17 protein-coding genes and 1 pseudogene are annotated in these 17,733 nt (G+C 65.2%); 11 read left to right on the top strand and 7 right to left on the bottom strand.

Annotated features, from left to right (window positions below):
- Positions 1-17 precede the first annotated feature (17 nt).
- Both KM135_RS02515 and ligA read left to right on the top strand, forming a co-directional pair.
- Positions 18-443 (top strand): endonuclease domain-containing protein, encoded by a 426-nt coding sequence (locus KM135_RS02515; RefSeq protein WP_221712316.1) that lies wholly within the window; start codon positions 18-20, stop codon positions 441-443.
- Positions 440-2,554, top strand: a complete 2,115-nt coding sequence (ligA, locus tag KM135_RS02520) for an NAD-dependent DNA ligase LigA (RefSeq protein WP_221712317.1) — start codon at positions 440-442, stop codon at positions 2,552-2,554. Before KM135_RS02515 ends, ligA begins: the two co-directional genes overlap by 4 nt.
- Positions 2,555-2,643: 89 nt before the next feature.
- Here ligA and KM135_RS02525 read toward each other — a convergent pair whose 3' ends face one another.
- Positions 2,644-3,495: a dienelactone hydrolase family protein gene (locus KM135_RS02525; RefSeq protein WP_221712318.1), complete on the bottom strand. Its 852-nt coding sequence runs from the start codon at positions 3,493-3,495 to the stop codon at positions 2,644-2,646.
- A gap of 145 nt (positions 3,496-3,640) precedes the next feature.
- On the opposite strand from KM135_RS02525, the gene phhA reads away from it, so the two are divergent.
- A complete protein-coding gene (phhA, locus tag KM135_RS02530) occupies positions 3,641-4,480 on the top strand; it encodes a phenylalanine 4-monooxygenase (RefSeq protein WP_221712320.1) in 840 nt (279 codons plus the stop codon).
- Between the two features lie 52 nt (positions 4,481-4,532).
- On the opposite strand, the gene KM135_RS02535 is transcribed toward phhA, so the two are convergent.
- The 4 genes and pseudogenes from KM135_RS02535 to KM135_RS19975 all read right to left on the bottom strand — a co-directional run bounded on the left by KM135_RS02535 (position 4,533) and on the right by KM135_RS19975 (position 8,842).
- On the bottom strand, positions 4,533-5,813 hold the full coding sequence (locus KM135_RS02535; RefSeq protein ID WP_246605664.1) for an RNA polymerase sigma factor: 1,281 nt from the start codon (positions 5,811-5,813) through the stop codon (positions 4,533-4,535).
- A 119-nt stretch (positions 5,814-5,932) separates the two neighbouring features.
- A pseudogene (locus KM135_RS02540) lies at positions 5,933-6,289 on the bottom strand (YciI family protein); the annotation flags it as partial.
- 114 nt (positions 6,290-6,403) lie between these two features.
- Positions 6,404-7,408, bottom strand: coding sequence for a 50S ribosomal protein L11 methyltransferase (locus KM135_RS02545; protein ID WP_221712325.1), 1,005 nt, complete (start codon positions 7,406-7,408; stop codon positions 6,404-6,406).
- Positions 7,409-7,492: 84 nt separating this feature from the next.
- On the bottom strand, positions 7,493-8,842 hold the full coding sequence (locus tag KM135_RS19975; RefSeq protein ID WP_221712327.1) for a methyl-accepting chemotaxis protein: 1,350 nt from the start codon (positions 8,840-8,842) through the stop codon (positions 7,493-7,495).
- Positions 8,843-9,037: 195 nt separating this feature from the next.
- Between KM135_RS19975 and sdhC the strand changes: the two genes are divergently transcribed.
- From sdhC to KM135_RS02570, 4 genes are read left to right on the top strand one after another with little or no spacing between them, the layout of a single operon-like run.
- Positions 9,038-9,469: a succinate dehydrogenase, cytochrome b556 subunit gene (gene sdhC, locus KM135_RS02555; RefSeq protein ID WP_221712328.1), complete on the top strand. Its 432-nt coding sequence runs from the start codon at positions 9,038-9,040 to the stop codon at positions 9,467-9,469.
- Positions 9,469-9,858, top strand: coding sequence for a succinate dehydrogenase, hydrophobic membrane anchor protein (gene sdhD, locus KM135_RS02560; protein ID WP_221712330.1), 390 nt, complete (start codon positions 9,469-9,471; stop codon positions 9,856-9,858). Before sdhC ends, sdhD begins: the two co-directional genes overlap by 1 nt.
- Positions 9,859-11,661 carry a succinate dehydrogenase flavoprotein subunit gene (sdhA, locus tag KM135_RS02565; protein WP_221712332.1) on the top strand — a complete coding sequence of 601 codons (1,803 nt, stop codon included), beginning with the start codon at positions 9,859-9,861 and terminating at the stop codon, positions 11,659-11,661.
- A gap of 27 nt (positions 11,662-11,688) precedes the next feature.
- Positions 11,689-12,456 carry an SAM-dependent methyltransferase gene (locus KM135_RS02570; protein WP_221712334.1) on the top strand — a complete coding sequence of 256 codons (768 nt, stop codon included), beginning with the start codon at positions 11,689-11,691 and terminating at the stop codon, positions 12,454-12,456.
- A gap of 5 nt (positions 12,457-12,461) precedes the next feature.
- Here the strand turns inward: KM135_RS02570 and KM135_RS02575 are convergent, their stop codons facing one another.
- Complete coding sequence (locus KM135_RS02575) at positions 12,462-13,157, bottom strand: TetR/AcrR family transcriptional regulator (protein WP_221712335.1); 696 nt, start codon at positions 13,155-13,157, stop codon at positions 12,462-12,464.
- 137 nt (positions 13,158-13,294) lie between these two features.
- On the opposite strand from KM135_RS02575, the gene KM135_RS02580 reads away from it, so the two are divergent.
- Positions 13,295-14,017, top strand: coding sequence for a sterol desaturase family protein (locus KM135_RS02580; protein WP_221712337.1), 723 nt, complete (start codon positions 13,295-13,297; stop codon positions 14,015-14,017).
- A gap of 240 nt (positions 14,018-14,257) precedes the next feature.
- Here KM135_RS02580 and KM135_RS02585 read toward each other — a convergent pair whose 3' ends face one another.
- The gene (locus KM135_RS02585; protein ID WP_221712523.1) at positions 14,258-14,419 is read right to left on the bottom strand and encodes a YdcH family protein; all 162 of its coding nucleotides are present in this window, start codon (positions 14,417-14,419) and stop codon (positions 14,258-14,260) included.
- Positions 14,420-14,698: 279 nt separating this feature from the next.
- Here KM135_RS02585 and KM135_RS02590 point away from each other — a divergent pair, with 279 nt between their 5' ends.
- The 3 genes from KM135_RS02590 to KM135_RS02600 all read left to right on the top strand — a co-directional run bounded on the left by KM135_RS02590 (position 14,699) and on the right by KM135_RS02600 (position 17,728).
- Positions 14,699-14,896, top strand: coding sequence for a YdcH family protein (locus tag KM135_RS02590; protein ID WP_221712524.1), 198 nt, complete (start codon positions 14,699-14,701; stop codon positions 14,894-14,896).
- Between the two features lie 129 nt (positions 14,897-15,025).
- On the top strand, positions 15,026-15,505 hold the full coding sequence (locus KM135_RS02595) for a DUF1465 family protein (protein WP_221712339.1): 480 nt from the start codon (positions 15,026-15,028) through the stop codon (positions 15,503-15,505).
- A gap of 168 nt (positions 15,506-15,673) precedes the next feature.
- Entirely contained in the window at positions 15,674-17,728 is a 2,055-nt protein-coding gene (locus tag KM135_RS02600) for an autotransporter assembly complex protein TamA (RefSeq protein WP_343228130.1), read from the top strand.
- Positions 17,729-17,733: the final 5 nt, after the last annotated feature.

Below are 17,733 nucleotides of genomic sequence, written 5' to 3' on the forward strand. Positions count from 1 at the left end.
GTTGGGGGTGGTGCTGGATGAGCGCTGATCGATCGACTATGCTTGCGCGCGCTGCCCGGATGCGCCGGGAGCCGACCGAAGCAGAGCGGCTTTTATGGCGCCAACTGCGCGCCTCTCAACTCAACGGCTATAAATTCCGAAGGCAGGCAACGACCGGCGGTAGGATTGTCGATTTTTTCTGCCCGGCAAAGGGGCTTGCCATCGAGGTCGATGGCGACACGCACGAAGCGCAATCCGATGCTGGCAGAGACAAGGCTCTACGCGCTGACCGAGGTTTCGGGTCCTTGCGGTTCGGCAATCGGGAGGTGATCGAAAATCTCGACGGTGTGCTGGAAGCGATCGTGCTGACGCTCGACAGTCTTCCTGAGCGGTGGGATAGAAGCACCACCCCCGACCCCTCCTCTAAAGAGGAGGGGAGTGAAAGACGCCCTTCGCCACTATGACCGACCTCTCCAGCCTTTCCGAAGCCGATGCCGCCAATCGCCTGATGCGCCTCGCAAAGGAGATCGCGCGTCACAACAAGCTCTATCATGCCGATGATGCGCCGCAGATCAGCGATGCGGACTATGATGCGCTGGTGCGGGAGAACAATGCGCTGGAGGCGGCGTTTCCGCAGCTGATCCGCGCGGACAGTCCGAACAAGGTGGTGGGCGCCTCGGTCGCTGCCTCGGCGCTCGCCAAGGTGCGGCACGAGAAGCGGATGATGAGCCTCGACAATGCCTTTGCGGCCGAGGACGTCGAGGAGTTCGTGGCGCGGGTGTGGCGCTATCTGAACCTGTCGGAAGGCGAAGCCATCGCCATGACGGCGGAGGACAAGATCGACGGGCTGTCCCTCTCGCTGCGTTATGAGGCGCGGGCGCTGGTGCGCGCCGCGACGCGTGGCGACGGTGAGATCGGCGAAGATGTTACAGCCAATGTCAGATATATAGCGGATACTCCTCAGTCTCTGCCTGAGGATGCGCCGGACATCGTCGAGGTGCGCGGCGAGGTCTATATGGAGAAGGCCGCGTTCGTGGCGCTGAATGCCCGGCTGATGCGCGAGGGCGAGGCCGCGGCGCAGGCGCGGGGCGAAACCTTCGATCCCGAGAGCGTGAGGCAGTTCGCCAATCCGCGCAACGCGGCGGCCGGATCGCTGCGCCAGAAGGACGCGAGCGTGACCGCCAGCCGTCCGCTGCGCTTCCTCGCGCATGGCTGGGGCGTGGTCTCGGCCGTGCCGGCGGAGACGCAATTTGGCGTCATGAAAGCGATCGAGAGCTGGGGGATCCCGGTCTCGCCGCGGCTGGCGCAGTGCGCGGACAGTGTGGCGCTGCTCGCGCATTACAAGGCGATCGAGGCCGCACGGGCGGACTTGCCCTATGATATCGACGGCGTGGTCTACAAAGTCGACCGGCTCGACTGGCAGGAGCGGCTGGGCTTCGTCGCCAAGGCGCCGCGCTGGGCCATCGCGCATAAGTTCCCAGCCGAGCAGGCGGAGACGACGCTTGAGGCCATCGACATCCAGGTCGGTCGCACGGGCAAGCTTACGCCGGTCGGGCGGCTGAAGCCGGTGACGGTGGGCGGCGTGGTCGTCTCCAACGTGACGCTCCACAATCGTGACGAGATTGCGCGGCTCGGCGTGCGGCCGGGCGACCGGATCGTGGTGCAGCGCGCGGGCGATGTCATCCCGCAGGTGGTCGACAATCTGACGCGCGAGGAAAAGCGCGACGCCTATGCCTTCCCCGATCATTGCCCGGAATGCGGCAGCGAGGCGGTTGCCGAGGAAGGCGAGGTGGACGTGCGCTGCACGGCGGGGCTGATCTGCCCGGCGCAGCGGATCGAGCGGCTCAATCATTTCGTTGGGCGGGCGGCGATGGACATCGATGGGCTTGGTAACAAGACCATCCGCGAGTTCTTCGAGCTTGGCTGGCTGGAGAAAGGGCCGGCCGACATTTTCCGGCTGAAGGATCATCGCGCCGAGCTGCTCGGCCGCGAAGGCTGGAAGGAAAAGTCGGTCGATAACCTGTTGAGTGCGATCGAAAATCATCGGCAGCCGGATGCGGCGCGGTTGCTCTTCGGTCTCGGTGTTCGGCATGTCGGTGCGGTGACGGCGCGCGATCTGCTCAAGGCCTTTGCAACCTTGCCTGCACTGCGCGAGACTGCGCAGGCCGCGCATGGCGGGGACGAAGCGGCCAGGGCGAAGCTTATCGCGATCGACGGGATCGGCGGTGCGGTGGTCGAGGCGCTGGGGGACTTCTTCCATGAGGAGCACAATGTCGCCGTCTGGGACGATCTGCTGAGCGAGGTCTCGCCGCCGCCTTATGTGGTGGAGGTGAAGGCCAGCGCGGTCTCGGGCAAGACGATCGTCTTCACCGGCAAGCTGGAGACGATGAGCCGCGACGAAGCCAAGGCGCAGGCCGAGGCACTGGGGGCGCGGGCGGCGGGATCGGTGAGTGCGGCGACGGACCTCGTGGTGGCAGGGCCGGGCGCGGGGTCGAAGCTCAAGAAGGCGGCCGAGCTTGGCATCGAGGTTATCGATGAGGGGGCCTGGGCGGAGATCGTGAAGAGCGCGGAGTAGGGGCTGTGCAACATCGCTTGCTCAGCAATCGAGCGAACCGTCCAGCACCACCCCAACCCCTCCTCTGAAGAGGAGGGGCTTAGAAGGCTTTAAACCAACGCTTCCTTGTACATCTTGCTGAGCGCGGCCCAGGCGCGTTCGGCTTCGGCCTCGTTGTAGACCTGGCTGCCGGGCACGCACCAGCCATGGTCGCCTGCATAGACCTCGACGACTGCCGGCTTCCCGGCGGCAGCGAAGGCGGCCTTGAGGATGTCCTTACTGTTCGGTTCCTTGGCATCGTCGTTCTTCGCGACGGCGACGAGATAATGCGCATTGGTCTTCGGGATCAGCAAATGCGGGCTGTTCGGCTGATCGGTGGTGAGGCCGCCGCCGTGGAAGCTGCCGACTGCGCCGATCCGGCCCGCGACGGCCGCCGCCGTGCGGAAGGAGAGCGGGCCGCCCATGCAATAGCCCTGCACGCCGACCTTCTTCTTCCTGTCCGTCTCGGGCTGTGCGTCGAGGAAGGCGACATAGGCCGCAGAATCATTGTCCACGCCGGCGTCACTCATCGCGCCGCGATAGCCGAACAGCTTCTGGCGGTCGGCGGGATTGCTGAAATCGGCGCTGATCGCATTCGCCTTGGCGCTGCGATAGAAGGGATTGACCACCAGCACGGTGTAGCCCTGCGCGGAGAGGCGGCGGCCCATTTCGCGGAAGACCGGGCGCAGGCCCATGATATCCGGCCAGATCAGCACGGCGGGCCAAGGGCCCTTGCCCGGCGGGTGGAAGAGCACGGAGTCGGACTCGCCGTCCGGCGTTTTCACCGTGACCTCCTTCTCGACGACCTTCTCGGCGGCGCAGGCCGCGCTGGCAAAGCCTGTCGCGGCGGTCAGCGCCACGAAGGCGCGGCGGGTGAGGCTCCAGTCCTCGATCAGGCCCTGATTGATATCATTGTCGCACATGCCGACTCTCTCCCGGGTTGATTTGGTCCACGATGGTCCGCCGGGGAGCGGATGGTGTCAAGGGGCGGCCGGGTCCAGTCGATTGATGACGTTGGGGAAAGTCTGAAATTTTCCCTCGCGCGAGCGCGGTGCTACAGTCGCGGCCATGGAGAGTCTGCACATCCACGAGACGCCGCCCGAGGGCGCCGCGGCCGACTGGACCGTCCCGCAGGACTGGGCGCATTATGGCGCGGAGGATCATCGCACCTGGGACCGACTGTTCGCCCGTCAGTCCGCACAGCTTCCCGGCCGGGCGTGCGAGGCCTATCTGCGCGGGCTCGACGTGCTGCGGCTCTCCCGGCCGGGCATACCGGACTTCGCGGAACTGTCCGAGCGGCTTGGCGCGCTGACCGGCTGGAGCGTGGTGGCGGTGCCGGGGCTGGTGCCGGACGAGGTCTTCTTCGATCATCTCGCCAATCGCCGCTTCGTCGCGGGCAATTTCATCCGCCGGCCGGATCAGCTCGATTATCTGCAGGAGCCGGATGTCTTCCACGACGTGTTCGGCCATGTGCCGATGCTCGCCGACCCGGTCTATGCCGATTATATGCAGGCCTATGGCAAGGGCGGCCTGCGCAGCCTCCAGTTCGGGGCGCTGCACAAGCTGGCGCGGCTCTACTGGTACACGGTCGAGTTCGGGCTGATCGAGGAGACGGGCGGGCTGCGGCTGTTCGGCGCGGGCATCGTCTCCAGTCATGGCGAGAGCCTGTTCGCGCTGGATGATCCGAGCCCGAACCGCATTGCCTTCGACCTGCTGCGCGTGATGCGGACGGACTATCGGATCGATGATTATCAGCAGAGCTATTTTGTCATTCCGAGCTTCGAGGCGCTGCTGAAGGCGACGGTGGAGACCGATTTCGCGCCGGTCTACGCAGCGCTGGAGACGCTGGAGGATCTCGCGCCGGACGCCGTGCTGGCGGAGGACCGGTTGTTTACGCGCGGTACGTAGGCTTATGCGCGGGGGAAGAATTAGGCTCCCCTCCCTTGAAAGGGAGGGGAACTCACGACCCGCAACGCCCAGCCCGCTCCAGCAGAAACGCGCGCTCGGTCTCGTTGCGAGTGAGGCTGGCTGCTGCCTCGAATTGCGCCCTGGCTTCCCCGAGGCGGCCGGCGCGGAAGAGGAAGTCTCCGCGCGCGGCGGGGAGCGGCGCGTAGTTGCGGAGCGCCGCTGCGTCGGCGAGTTCGTCTACCAGCGCGAGACCGGCTTCGGGGCCATAGGTCATGCTGTGCGCGACGGCGCGGTTCAGGTCCACGACCGGTGAGGGCATGATCTCGCGCAGGCGATCATAGAGCGCGGCGATGCGGCGCCAGTCGGTCTCGTCGGCCGTGCGGGCGCGGGCGTGGCAGGCGGCGAGCGCGGCTTGTAGGGCATAGGGGCCATCGGCGCCACCGAGGGCTTCGGCGCGCAGCAGGGCTTCGAGGCCGCGCCGGATCAGCAGCCGGTCCCAGCGGGCGCGGTGCTGCTCGGGCAGGGGCACGAAGCGGCCATCCGGGCCGGTACGGGCGGCGAGGCGGGATGCCTGGATTTCCATGAGCGCGAGCAGGCCCAGCACTTCGCTTTCCTGCGGCATCAGCCCGGCGAGGATGCGGCCTACGCGCTGTGCTTCGGCGCAGAGGGCGGGGCGGATCAGGTCCTCGCCGGCAGTGGCGGCATAGCCCTCGTTGAAGATGAGGTAGATGACTTCCAGCACCGAGGGGAGGCGGACGGCCAGTTCGGCGCCGCGCGGCACCTCGAAGGCGAGCCCGGCATTGCCGATCATCTTCTTCGCGCGGACGATGCGCTGGGCGATCGTCGGCTCGGCCGAGAGGAAAGCGCGGGCGATCTCGTCCGTGGTGAGGCCGCCGACGAGGCGCAGGGTGAGCGCGGCGCGCGCATCGGCCGAGAGGACCGGATGGCAGGCCGTGAAGATGAGGCCAAGCAGCTCGTCGCCCAGATCGTCGTCCATGGCCGCCTCGATCTCCTCGATCGTGCTGTCCGTCTCACCGTCGATCTCGCGCGCGATCTCCTCATGCTTGCGCGCGCGCATCGTCTCGCGGCGCATGCCGTCGATCGCGCGGCGCTTGGCGGCGGCCATCAGCCAGGCGCCCGGATTGTTCGGGACGCCGGACCTCGGCCATTCCGACAGCGCGATGAGCAGGGCTTCCTGCGCCAGCTCCTCGGCGCGGTCGACATCGCGGACCATGCGGGCAAGCCCGGCAATCAGCCGCGCGCGCTCCATCCGGTAGACCGCCTCAATCGCCTGATGAGTCTCGCTCTCCGCCATGCCGGCATACTCGGTCAAGGGGACCAAGGAGGCAAGCATGGGGCTTTCGAGCGGTCAGGCAATCAGTTGTCCGACAGTTTCGCGGCAAGACCCTCGTGGATCTGCTCCGCCTCGGGCGTCATGTGCTCGGCGAAGTCGGCAAGCTCATAGAAAGGCCGGATCTCGATCTCGCTAGGGCCATACATCGGGTTCGGGCAGCGCTTCACCCAGGCGACGGCCTCGTCCATATCCTTGACTTCCCAGAGCCAGTAGCCGGCGACCAGCTCGCGCGTTTCGGCGAACGGGCCGTCAATCACGGTGCGGTCCGGCCCGTCGAACGCGACGCGCTTGCCGAAGGAAGAGGGCTTGAGGCCATCGCCCGCGAGCATGATGCCGGCGGCGACCAGTTCCTCATTATACTTGCCCATCTTGACCAGCATTTCGCTCATCCATTCGGGGTGCATGATGCCAGCCTCGCTGTCTTCCGTCGCTTTCACGAAAACCATTACACGCATCGTCTGTCTCCTGATCTGAGGAAGGCCGTCATCGGCCCTCGATACCACGACGAACGAGGCAGACGGGAATCGACAGGCCTTAGAAATTTTTTCGTGTAGCCTGACGCAAGGCCTTCACCAGCTCCCGTAGCCCGGCGCATCGCCCACCTTCTCGGCATGCCAGCGATTGGGGCGGCGCCAGCCGAAGCGGCGCCGTTTGCGAAGGTGGAGCGTCGGCCAGTCGCCATTGTCGATGCGGCCCATCGGCAGCAGGCCCTGGGCGCGATAGGCAGCGGTCACCCGGTCTGCCTGCGTGTCGAGCAGCCCGGCGAGGATGAGCGAACCGCCTTCCTCGAGCTGCGCCGCGAGGCTGGGGGCCAGTTCGATCAGCGGGCCGGCGAGAATATTGGCGATGATGAGGTCATAGGGCGCGAGGCCCTGGATCAGCGCATCACCGACTCCCGGCGCCGCGACGAGCTGGATCTGGCCCTGACCGCCACCGAGCGGCACGCCGTTGAGCGCGGCATTCTCGGCCGAGACGTCGATCGAGACAGGGTCGATGTCCGACGCGAGGAAATGCGCAAGCGGCCAGAGCGTGCGAGCGGCGAAGGCGAGCAGGCCGGTGCCGGTGCCGATGTCGGCGACATTGCCGAAGCGATGGCCGCGCTCATGCAGCCGCGCGAGCGTCAGCAGGCAACCATGGGTCGTCTTGTGCTGCCCGGTGCCGAATGCGCGGCTGGCGGGAATGAGGAAATTTGTGAGATGGGGGTGCAGCGGGTCGCGCGGATCGTTGCGCACATGGAAGGGGCCGGCCGTGATCGGGTCCAGCCCGGCCTGGCTCTGCGTGACCCAGTCGGTTTCGGGCACCGGCTCCAGTCTGAATTTGGGCGCCCTGCCGGGGAACAGGGCGACGATCGCGTTGATCGCGCCCTGGTCCGGCTTCTCCTCGAAGATGATGTCGATCTGCCACTCGTCGGGCCGCGTTTCGTCCGGCTCGCTGGCGATGATCGCGGGCGGTGTCGGCCAGGCGGCGAACAGACTGTCGGCATCTTCCTGCACCTTCTCGCCCGTGGCGCGCGTGCAGGGAAGGGTCATCTGCCACGCCTGCGGCGCGGCGGGAGGGGAGGAACGTTTGGCCATAGCCGCCGCTCTAGAGCATCTGGCCGATTTTGGGAGAGGCAATCCGCTCGTTCGGTGCCGCTTGTCAGGCCCGCGTGCGTGCGATCAGCCGGCGAGTCGCTGATCGGGGCCGACGCTCTGCACGAAATTGAGCGAGCGGGCGCGCAAGCCGCCGAGATGATTGCGCACCTCGGTGAAGCCGCTCTCCAGATCGTCGATCTCGGAAGCGACGATCTCGGTGTCCTGACGGATCGCCGAGATGTTCGAGGACATGGAATCGGCGGCGAGGGCGGTCTCATCGACCGCGGCGGTGATCATCGTGACGGTCTGCGACTGCGCGTCCATCGCGGTGCGGATGCGCATGCCCATGGTCTGGACATCCTGGACGGTTGCGCGAATGCGCTCGTTGGTCTCGACCGACTGGCGCGTGGCGTTCTGGATGGCGGCGATCTTCTGGGCGATGTCGTCGGTCGCGCGCGCCGTCTGGCTGGCGAGCGACTTCACTTCCTGCGCGACGACCGCGAAACCCCGGCCAGCGTCACCGGCCCGGGCAGCTTCGATGGTCGCGTTGAGCGCGAGCAGATTGGTCTGGCCCGCAATGTCGCGGATGAGGCCGAGGATCGACTCGATCGACTGGGCATGATCGGAAAGCGTGGCGGACATGGTCACCGCCTCGCCGGCCTGCTGCGAGGCGCGCGAGGCGACCTCGGCGGAGAGATCGACTTCGGTGCGGGCTTCCTCGATCGCGCGGATGAGGCCGGAGCTGGTGTGCGCGGCTTCGCGCATCGCGATGGCGGACTGCTCGGCAGCCGCCGCGACTTCGCTGGCCTTGTCGAGCATCCCGCGCGTCGCGCTGGAGGCCTCGCGAGCCTGATCGCGCAAACGGTCGCCGAGGTCGGCGGCACGGTCGATCTGCGTGGTCAGCAGGTCGGAGAATTCCGCACGCTGGCGATCGCGCTCGACGCGATCCTGGCTGCGGATGAAGTCGGCATAAGCGGCGCAGCAGACCTCGACCTGGATCAGCGAAATATAGCGCATGTGCCCCATGAGCTGAGCTCGCTCCGCGAGATCCTCGATAACGTTGCTCAAGATGTCGCGCGTCTTGTCGACCACGCTGTTGATCGTGAAGATCTGCTTACGGATCGACAGGCCGCGATTAGCCGCGCCGAGCAGGAACTCGCGCGCCAGCTCGCCCCAGCGCTCTCCGGTGATGTCCCCGAACAGATGCCGATGGAACATGCGTGCGTTCTGACGAATCTGATCGAGTTCAGCAGGGCTGTGGGAAACGCCGGCGGCGTTGGCTATATAGGCATCGAACGCGATATCGCCCAGTTCATCGATGCGATCACCAAGCGCTTCCATGATTCGTGCCGCGGCCGCCGGGAGCCGACCTTGCGGATCGAATTCCCGAAGACGGTCGGCCATGGAAATGGTGTCGCTGATAATCGCGGTCATGATCGAACAGATCCTCTGCCAGGGCGGCGTGTGCACGGTGCTTCGGGAAGCGTGATAGTCTTTCTTCGTTAATCGCCGGTTATTGCTGATGCGCAACGGCCGGAGGAAGTGCGGCAAGATGCCCCAGAACGTTTGCAGTGCGGCGGCTTTGCGCTAAAGGGGCCGCGAACTTCACACGATCAGGGCCGCTGACACATGGCGCAATCCCGGCAAAGGCCGCTTTCTCCGCATCTTTCCATCTGGCGATGGGGTCCGCACATGCTGATCTCCATCCTCCACCGCGCGACAGGAGACGGGCTGGCGATCCTGGGCGGCCTCGGCCTCACCTGGTGGCTCTATGCAGCGGCGAGCGGCCCGGTATCCTATGCCAATTTCCAATATTATGTGTGGGAGGCCGATGCAGCCGACATCACCGGCCTGATCGCCAATGTCATCTGCCGGATCGTGCTGATTGGCCTCAGCTGGGCCTTCTTCCAGCATTTCTTCTCCGGCCTGCGCCACCTCGTGATGGATATGGGCGCGGGATATGAATTGCAGACCAACAAGCGCTGGTCCTTCGTCGTGATCGTCGCGGCGGTGATCGCGACAATCGCCTTCTGGGCCTGGCTGCTGGTGGGGAAGCACTGATGGGCAACGGAACCGGAGTCGGCCGCGTTCGCGGTCTCGGATCGGCCAGGAACGGTACGCATCACTGGATTGTCCAGCGTGTCACGGCTGTGGGCAATGCTCTGCTGGTGACATGGTTCCTGATCGGCCTGGCGTTGCTGCCGGCGCACGATCATGCGGCCGTCACGGGCTGGATCAGCCAGCCGATCGTCGCGGTGCCGCTGATGCTGATGATCGTCAACCTCTTCTGGCACATCCGGCTCGGCTTGCAGGTGCTCATCGAGGACTATGTGCATGATGATGGCCTGAAGTTCGCCGTGCTGATCGTCCTCAACTTCTTCGTGATCGGCTGCGCTGCCGTCGGTCTCTTCTCGGTCGCCAGGATCGCTTTTGCCGGAGGCGCGCTCTAAATGTCGGACGCCTACAAGATCGTCGATCACGTCTATGATGCCGTCGTTGTCGGCGCGGGCGGCTCCGGCCTGCGCGCGACGATGGGGATCGCCGAGAGCGGCCTCAAGACCGCCTGCATCACCAAGGTCTTCCCGACGCGCTCGCACACCGTGGCGGCGCAGGGCGGCATCGCCGCCTCGCTCGGCAATATGGGGCCGGACCACTGGACCTGGCATATGTACGATACCGTCAAGGGCTCCGACTGGCTCGGCGACCAGGACGCGATCGAATATATGGTCCGCGAGGCGCCCGCTGCCGTCTATGAGCTGGAGCATGCCGGCGTGCCGTTCAGCCGCACGACAGAAGGCAAGATCTACCAGCGCCCGTTCGGCGGCATGATGCAGAATATGGGCGCCGGCCCGCCGGCCCAGCGCACCTGCGCCGCCGCTGACCGCACCGGCCACGCCATGCTTCACGCGCTCTACCAGCAGAGCCTGAAGTATGACGCCGACTTCTACATCGAGTATTTCGCGCTCGACCTCATCATGGAGGATGGCGAGTGCCGCGGCGTCATCGCGCTGTGCATGGAAGATGGTTCGATCCATCGCTTCCGCAGCCATGCCGTCGTGCTGGCGACGGGCGGCTATGGACGCTGCTATTTCTCGGCCACGAGCGCCCATACCTGCACCGGCGACGGCGGCGGCATGGTGTTGCGCGCGGGCCTGCCGCTGCAGGATCTGGAGTTCGTCCAGTTCCACCCGACCGGCATCTACGGCGCGGGCGTGCTCATCACCGAGGGCGCGCGCGGCGAGGGCGGCTATCTGACCAACTCGGAAGGCGAGCGCTTCATGGAGCGCTATGCCCCGTCCGCCAAGGACCTGGCCTCGCGCGATGTCGTGTCGCGCTCCATGGCCATGGAAATCCGCGAGGGCCGCGGCGTCGGCGCCAACAAGGACCATATCTACCTGCACCTCGATCATATCGATTCCAAGGTGCTGGCCGAGCGGCTGCCAGGCATCACGGAATCGGGCAAGGTGTTTGCCGGCGTGGACCTGACGCGCCAGCCGCTGCCGGTGGTGCCGACCGTGCATTATAATATGGGCGGCATCCCCTGTAATTATCATGGGGAGGTCGTGACGCTGAAGGACGGCAATCCGGACACGGTCGTGCCGGGCCTGTTCGCGGTGGGCGAGGCGGCCTGCGTCTCGGTCCATGGCGCCAATCGCCTCGGCTCGAACAGCCTGATCGACCTCGTGGTCTTCGGCCGCGCGACCGGCAAGCGCATTGCGGAGATCGTAAAGCCGAACGTGGCGCACAAGCCGCTGCCGGCGGACTCGGCCGATCTCGCGCTCTCGCGCGTCGATCATTTCCGCAATGCCAAGGGCGGCACGCCCACGGCGAAGATCCGCCTCGAGATGCAGCACACGATGCAGAAGCACGCTGCCGTGTTCCGCACCGACGAGCTGATGGCGGAGGGCATCGGAAAGCTCGAGAAGATCTACGAGGGTATGACCGACATCGCGATCAGCGATCGCTCGATGATCTGGAACACGGACCTTGTCGAAACGCTGGAGCTGGACAATCTGATCAGCCAGGCCAGCTGCACCATCAAGGGCGCGCATGCCCGCAAGGAAAGCCGCGGCGCGCACATGCACGAGGATTATCCCGATCGCGACGACGCGAACTGGATGAAGCACACGATCAGCTGGTTCGAAGGCTGGGGCGGCAAGGGCGGCACGGTGACGCTCGATAGCCGACCGGTGCATGACTATACGCTGACCGACGACATCGAGTATATCGCGCCCAAGAAGCGCGTTTACTGAGGCGGCTGTCCGCCTGCGCGGCAAACAATGATGGCGTGGACGGACAGCGACCGGGCCTGGCAGCGCTGGGGCGAGACGGAACCCTATTTCGGTGTGCTGGCGGCTGACCGGTTCCGAAAGGCGTCGTTCGCGGAGAACAGAGAGGAATTCTGGCATCTCGGAGACGCCCAGGTCGCCGAGCGGCTCGCGGCGGCGGAGCGCGAATTCGGACCGGTCCCGCGGGATCGGGCGCTGGATTTCGGATGCGGCGTGGGACGGCTCAGCCTGCCGCTCGCGCGACGCTTCGGCCAGGTCGTCGCCCTGGATATCGCGCCGGCCATGCTGGACGAGGCACGGCGCAATGCCGACGCTGCCGGCCTCGCCAACCTGTGTTTCGCGCGGTCGGACGACGCGCTCGGCGAAGCAGGTGGTCGCTTCGACTTCGTGATGTCGTTCATCGTGTTCCAGCACATTCCGGTGCGGCGCGGGATGCGCGTGCTGGGGGCAATGCTCGACAAGGTCGATCGTGGCGGTGTCGCAGCGCTGGACCTTTGCATCGATCGACGGGACACGCCTGCGCAGGCGTTGCGCTATTGGGCGCAGCGGCATGTGCCTGGGTTGCACGCGCTGTTCAACCGTGCGCGCGGGCGCCCCGTCGGAGAGCCGTTCATGCAGATGAACGCATATCGGCTCGATGCTGTCGAGACGCTCGCTACGTCGCTGGGTTTTGGCCCGGCTGTCGTCGCGACGGTGACGCACGGGCGCTTCATGACCGCTCAGTTGATCATGCGGCGTGACGAAATTCCGGTCAGCTAAGCGGTTCAGTTGCTCGGCTGCGGAACTTGTGGCTCGGCCTGGACATCATGCGTCGGGGATGACCCGGCGGCGCGCCATTCCACGCCGTAACTCGCTTTTACCATATCCCGGAACAGGCGGAGCTGGCGGCCGATGAGATGCGGGTCGTCGAGGGCCTTGGCCAGCACGATCGACCCTTCGACCACGGCGCTGAAACCGTCGGCGAGCGCGGCGCGATCGACTGCCATGACGGTACGGTATTGCGTGTCGATCATGTCGAACCAGCCGATGAAACGCTCCCGCCAGCGAATGGCGGCCTCGCGCGTCAGTCGCCGGACTTCGCGGTCGAACGCCTGCTCCTGATAGACGATCGCTGCGACGAGGCAGCCGGGATGAAGCTCCCGCATCTCGTCCATCATCTCGCAATAGAGGTCGATGAAATGGACGAACCGCTCCAGTGGGTCATCCACCGTCTCCTGCACGCGGATCGTCATGGCGTCCATGACTGCGTCGTCCTCCGCGAGGAAGCGGATGAGGAGCTGCCGCGCCAGATCTCCCTTGTCCTTGAAATGATAGAAGAAGCCGCTCTTGGTGATGCCGGAGATTTCGACCAGCTCATCGATCGACGTGCCGGCAAATCCCTTCTGGATGATCGCAATGTAAGCAGCGTCGAGAATGCGCTCGCGCGTCCGTTCGCCTTTACCGAGTGCCTGGCCGTTCATCGGTCGCTTCCCCCGCGATGATCGGGGAAAATCCATAGCGCATGACGGGCCGGAGGAAAACCGACCGCGAGTATGCTATACGGCGCCAGCGCACGCATGCGACAGGGCCGCCATAACCATTTTCAGGGAGATGTTGGATGGTCGGTGTCTATCACCTGATCGCTTTGTCGATGTTCGTTGCCTTTGCCTTGCTCGATTTCGTCATCCGGGCGCGCAGCTTTCCGGATGTGCCGATGTGGAGAGCCAAGGGCGTTGCCTTCACCCTGACCTATTTCGCGGTGGCGACTTATGCGCCGCTGCTGTGGGACGGCCTGCTGGGACAATATCAGCTGATCGACGGGTCCGCCTGGCCATTCTGGGTGCAACTCGCCGTCGGCTTCTTCTTTTACGAGTTCCTGATCTATGCTTGGCATCGCACGATGCACAATGTGCAGCCGATCTGGCGCTGGTTCCACCAGATGCATCACAGTGCCGAGCGCGTGGACATCTGGGGAGCGTTCTACTTCCATCCGTTCGACATGATCGGCTGGGCGCTGCTCGGCAGCTTCGCGCTGGTGCTGGGCATCGGCCTCACGGCGGAGGCGGCGCTGATCATCGCGGTGGCGGCAACCTTCTGCTCGATGTTCCAGCATCTGAATATGCGCACGCCGCGCTGGATCGGCTATTTCGTGACGCGGCCGGAGAGCCATTCGGTGCATCACGAGCGCGGGCTCCACGCCTATAATTACGGGGATATCCCGGTCTTCGACATGCTGTTCGGAACCTTTCGCAACCCGAGGGAATGGTCGGGCGAGGCCGGCTTCTTCGACGGCTCCTCGCGCAAGGTCGGGCCGATGCTGATCGGACGCGAGATCGCCTGAAAGAACAAGATAACTCCTGCGGGCGCGCGCCTTGCCGGAAGGCGCCTCCCGCACGAGCACCCGAAGGACTCCGGCCGCGCTCATGAAAGTGCCGCGGACGGTTCCGACCTGGACTGGACGACACATCGCATTTTCCCGCAAAGCGGGCGGGCTGCGCTCATCGGCGCCGGTCAATCTCTCTCAGTGGAGTTTTCGGGCATGCTGCGCGGATCGGCGCTCACATGCCCGGACAACGCTTTGTCAGGCGCTTGACTGCGCGAGTTCCTGCTTGATCTGAAGCTTTTGCTTCTTGAGCGTCGCGACGAGAATGTCGTCGGGCGCTGGACGCGCTATCTCGTCCCGGATCCGGGCTTCGAGCCCGGCATGTTTGGCGTGAAGTGCGGAAACATGGCCTGTGTCCATACTGTCCTCCTTAGCCATTGCGACAATGGAGGGAGAGTAGATCACTTTTCGGAATCGCTGTCTGCGCCTATTTTCGGTTCGTGCGACGAAGCGGGGCATGATGCGCGGTATCTTGTTCGATCGTTAAACAATCTTGCCCTGCGACATGCCGGAGATTTCCGGTTTCCGGAAGAAAAGTTATTCACCACGAATTTTTGTTACCCGCTTGCCCGTTGCGGCTCCCGTGCCGCGATGCGATGATACGCGCGCAACCATGCCATTGGAGGACTCGAGTCGGTGTTGTCGGTCGAAGAAATCGAGCAGCGACTGGAGCTTCTTCGTCTCGAGCATCGTGACCTGGATTGCGCGATCACCGCGCTCAGCCAGTTGTCCCAGCCAGACCAGCTCCAGCTTGCCCGCATGAAGAAACGTAAACTGCGCCTGCGCGATGAGATTCAAATGCTGGAAAACAGCCTGATTCCGGACATTATCGCCTGAGTCGAGCGGCGCTTGCGGGTCTCCCTTTTCTGATCCATTTTGATACGGGGCTACGGGCGGGCTGCCCGACATGGTTTAATCGAAGTTAATCGGCGCGACTCATGTGCGGCTCTGTGGCAGCACAATGGGATGAGCGACTCGACAACCCTGCTGAACCAATTCGACCGGAAGCTGATCGACAGCCTTTATGTCGAGGCCATGGTGCTTGCCGACGAAGCGCGGTCGTTCTTCGATCATCGCGCCGAGGAGCATCGTGCGCTGCTTGCGCAGATCGATCGGGTCGAATTCGCCTGCGAATCGCTCAAGGTGACGACGCGCCTGATGCACGTCATCGCCTGGCTGCTGACGCAACGCGCCATCCTGAACGGCGAGCTCCCGGAGTCGGTGCGCGGCGAGGAGCGCCATCGGCTGGGCGACGCGGCGGTCACGGCGCCGGGTATCGGCGATCGCTTCTCGTTCGACATGAAGACGCTGATTGAGGCGAGTGAGGATCTGTATGATCGTGTCGCGCGCCTCGAGTCCCAGCTGCTCGGACGGTCGCGCGGAACGAGGCTCGTGCCGCTCAACCCCGCGCGCGACCTGCTGACTCGGCTCGAACGCGCCTTCTGACGCTCCGGCAAGGGCGCGATCCACGCCAGTCGCCGCAAATGCCTGCATTGCGGCCCTAAAAACCGGCTCAACTGTCGGAATGCGGCTTGCAGTCGGGCGGCGAACCCATAGACAGAAGTCATGTTGCGACGGTTGCGCTCTTGCTGCTCTCCCTCTCATGGCCGGAGAGTGCTGTGGAGTGCTGTGATCGCGCTGCTCCCGCTGCCGCTATCGTCACCTTACGCACAGACACTGGCCAGCCCGCCGTCAGCCGAACAGGCCGATCCGCTCGACGTCGGCGATATGCCCGATATCGGTCTCGACTGGCCCGATCTCGATGCGCCGGCAACGCCCTTGCCCTCCGCCGCCGAGGAAGCCGCCGCCACCGGAGAGGATGCGGGAGAGGCCGACCCGACGCTGCCGCCGCTTTTGCTCGAAGAGGAGCAGCTTGCCGAGGATCGCTCGCCTTCGGACAGTGACGCGCTTGTCTCGCTCGATCCGAGCGCCCCGCTGCGCTATCGCACGACGCTGGACGGCCTGGGCGACGCGGCCGATACGACCTTCCATACCCGGTTCGATGCGCTCTCCATCCTCAAGCAGGGCGAAGGCGAGCGCGCCAATATCGCGCAGATCCGCCGCCGCGGGCAGAGCGACGTTGATCTGGTCGATGAGCTGCTGCGCTCGCGCGGCTATTATGACAGCAACACGCGACTGCGCTTCGGCGTCGATCCGGGCACGGATCCAAGTGTGAACGCCATTCTCGGCGCCAATCCCGGCCCGCGTTATGCGTTGCGGCTGGTCGATGTGCATGGTCTCGACGGAAGCAGTCCGCTGGGGCAGGACCTGCGCGCGCTGTTCGAGGTGAAGGCGGGCGATCCGGCCGATACGGATGCGATCCTTGCCGCGACGGACAAGCTGCGCCTCGGCCTGGGCGAAGGCGGCTATCCCTTTGCCGACGTGCGCGAGCCGGTGCTCACGGTCGATCATCAGCAGCGCGACGCGGTGCTCAATCTCGGCGTTGAGACCGGCGGGTTCCGGCGGTTCGGCGAGATCAAGGTCAATACCGAAGCGCCGTTCGATGCGCGCCACGTCGGCGTCATCAGCCGTTTCCGGTCGGGCGAGCCCTATAACCAGAGCGACATCACCGATCTCAACCGTGCGCTGATCGCGACCGGGCTCGTCTCGCAAGTCACGATCACGCCCGAAGAAGGCAAGAACAGCGAGACGGTCGATCTCGCCGTCAGCATGGCGCCCGCGCCGCCGCGCACCATCTCGGGTGAGATCGGCTACGGCACGGGCGAGGGCGCGCGCGTGGAGGCGAGCTGGCAGCATCGCAATTTCTTCCCTCCTGAAGGTGGCATCACTCTGCGCGGCGTTATCGGCACGCAGGAGCAGAGCCTGACCGCGACCTTCCGTCGCAACAATCTTGGCCGGCGCGACCGCGTGCTCAACGTCGAGCTGAGCGCCGCCAATGTCGATCAGCCGGCCTATCAGGCGGTCACGGCGGGCCTTGCCGGCAGCTTCGAGCGGCAGACCAACATCATCTTCCAGAAGGACTGGACCTGGTCGCTCGGCGCGGAGCTGCGCGTCAGCGACGAGCGGGATTATTATGGCAGCCCGCCGGTCGCGCGGCGCCGCACCTATGTGATCGCGGCGCTGCCGACCGGCATCACCTATGACGCAAGCGACGATCTGCTCGATCCCCGCAAGGGCTTCCGGCTGGGCGGCCGTATCTCGCCCGAGCTTTCCCTGCAGTCAGGCGTATTCAGCTATATACGCGCTCAGGTCGATGGCAGCTATTACCTCCCGATGGGCGACCGGCTGACCCTAGCGGGCCGCGTGCGGCTCGGCACGATCGTCGGCGCATCGGCCGACCGCATCGCGCCCACGCGGCGCTTCTATGCGGGCGGTGGCGGTTCGGTGCGCGGCTATGGTTATCAGGCGATCGGGCCTCGCGACCTCAACAACACGCCTGAGGGCGGCCGCAGTCTGGGCGAACTCGCACTCGAGGCGCGCTTCCGTTTCGGCAGCCTCAACCAGTTCGGCGTCGTGCCGTTCATCGACGCCGGCACCATTTCCCCCGATCCCTGGCCGAGCCTGAGCGAGTTGCGGGTCGGGGCCGGGCTGGGCCTGCGCTATTACAGCAATTTCGGGCCGATCCGCATCGACGTCGGCACGCCGCTTAACCCACAGCCGGGGGATTCGCGGATCGGCGTCTATGTGTCGCTGGGGCAGGCCTTCTGATGGCG

Origin of the sequence: Sphingobium xanthum (assembly GCF_019737615.1) — a bacterium.
Classification (GTDB): domain Bacteria; phylum Pseudomonadota; class Alphaproteobacteria; order Sphingomonadales; family Sphingomonadaceae; genus Sphingobium; species Sphingobium xanthum.

What these genes read in the sequence shown, in the direction of transcription:
- phhA (WP_221712320.1), top strand. Translation starts at nt 3,641, where the DNA reads ATGGAGAGTCTGCACATCCACGAGACGCCGCCCGAGGGCGCCGCGGCC.
- KM135_RS02580 (WP_221712337.1), top strand. Translation starts at nt 13,295, where the DNA reads ATGGTCGGTGTCTATCACCTGATCGCTTTGTCGATGTTCGTTGCCTTT.
- sdhC (WP_221712328.1), top strand. Translation starts at nt 9,038, where the DNA reads ATGGCGCAATCCCGGCAAAGGCCGCTTTCTCCGCATCTTTCCATCTGG.
- sdhA (WP_221712332.1), top strand. Translation starts at nt 9,859, where the DNA reads ATGTCGGACGCCTACAAGATCGTCGATCACGTCTATGATGCCGTCGTT.
- KM135_RS02575 (WP_221712335.1), bottom strand. Translation starts at nt 13,157, where the DNA reads ATGAACGGCCAGGCACTCGGTAAAGGCGAACGGACGCGCGAGCGCATT.
- KM135_RS02570 (WP_221712334.1), top strand. Translation starts at nt 11,689, where the DNA reads ATGATGGCGTGGACGGACAGCGACCGGGCCTGGCAGCGCTGGGGCGAG.
- KM135_RS02515 (WP_221712316.1), top strand. Translation starts at nt 18, where the DNA reads ATGAGCGCTGATCGATCGACTATGCTTGCGCGCGCTGCCCGGATGCGC.
- sdhD (WP_221712330.1), top strand. Translation starts at nt 9,469, where the DNA reads ATGGGCAACGGAACCGGAGTCGGCCGCGTTCGCGGTCTCGGATCGGCC.
- KM135_RS02525 (WP_221712318.1), bottom strand. Translation starts at nt 3,495, where the DNA reads ATGTGCGACAATGATATCAATCAGGGCCTGATCGAGGACTGGAGCCTC.
- KM135_RS19975 (WP_221712327.1), bottom strand. Translation starts at nt 8,842, where the DNA reads ATGACCGCGATTATCAGCGACACCATTTCCATGGCCGACCGTCTTCGG.
- KM135_RS02585 (WP_221712523.1), bottom strand. Translation starts at nt 14,419, where the DNA reads ATGGACACAGGCCATGTTTCCGCACTTCACGCCAAACATGCCGGGCTC.
- KM135_RS02595 (WP_221712339.1), top strand. Translation starts at nt 15,026, where the DNA reads ATGAGCGACTCGACAACCCTGCTGAACCAATTCGACCGGAAGCTGATC.
- ligA (WP_221712317.1), top strand. Translation starts at nt 440, where the DNA reads ATGACCGACCTCTCCAGCCTTTCCGAAGCCGATGCCGCCAATCGCCTG.
- KM135_RS02545 (WP_221712325.1), bottom strand. Translation starts at nt 7,408, where the DNA reads ATGGCCAAACGTTCCTCCCCTCCCGCCGCGCCGCAGGCGTGGCAGATG.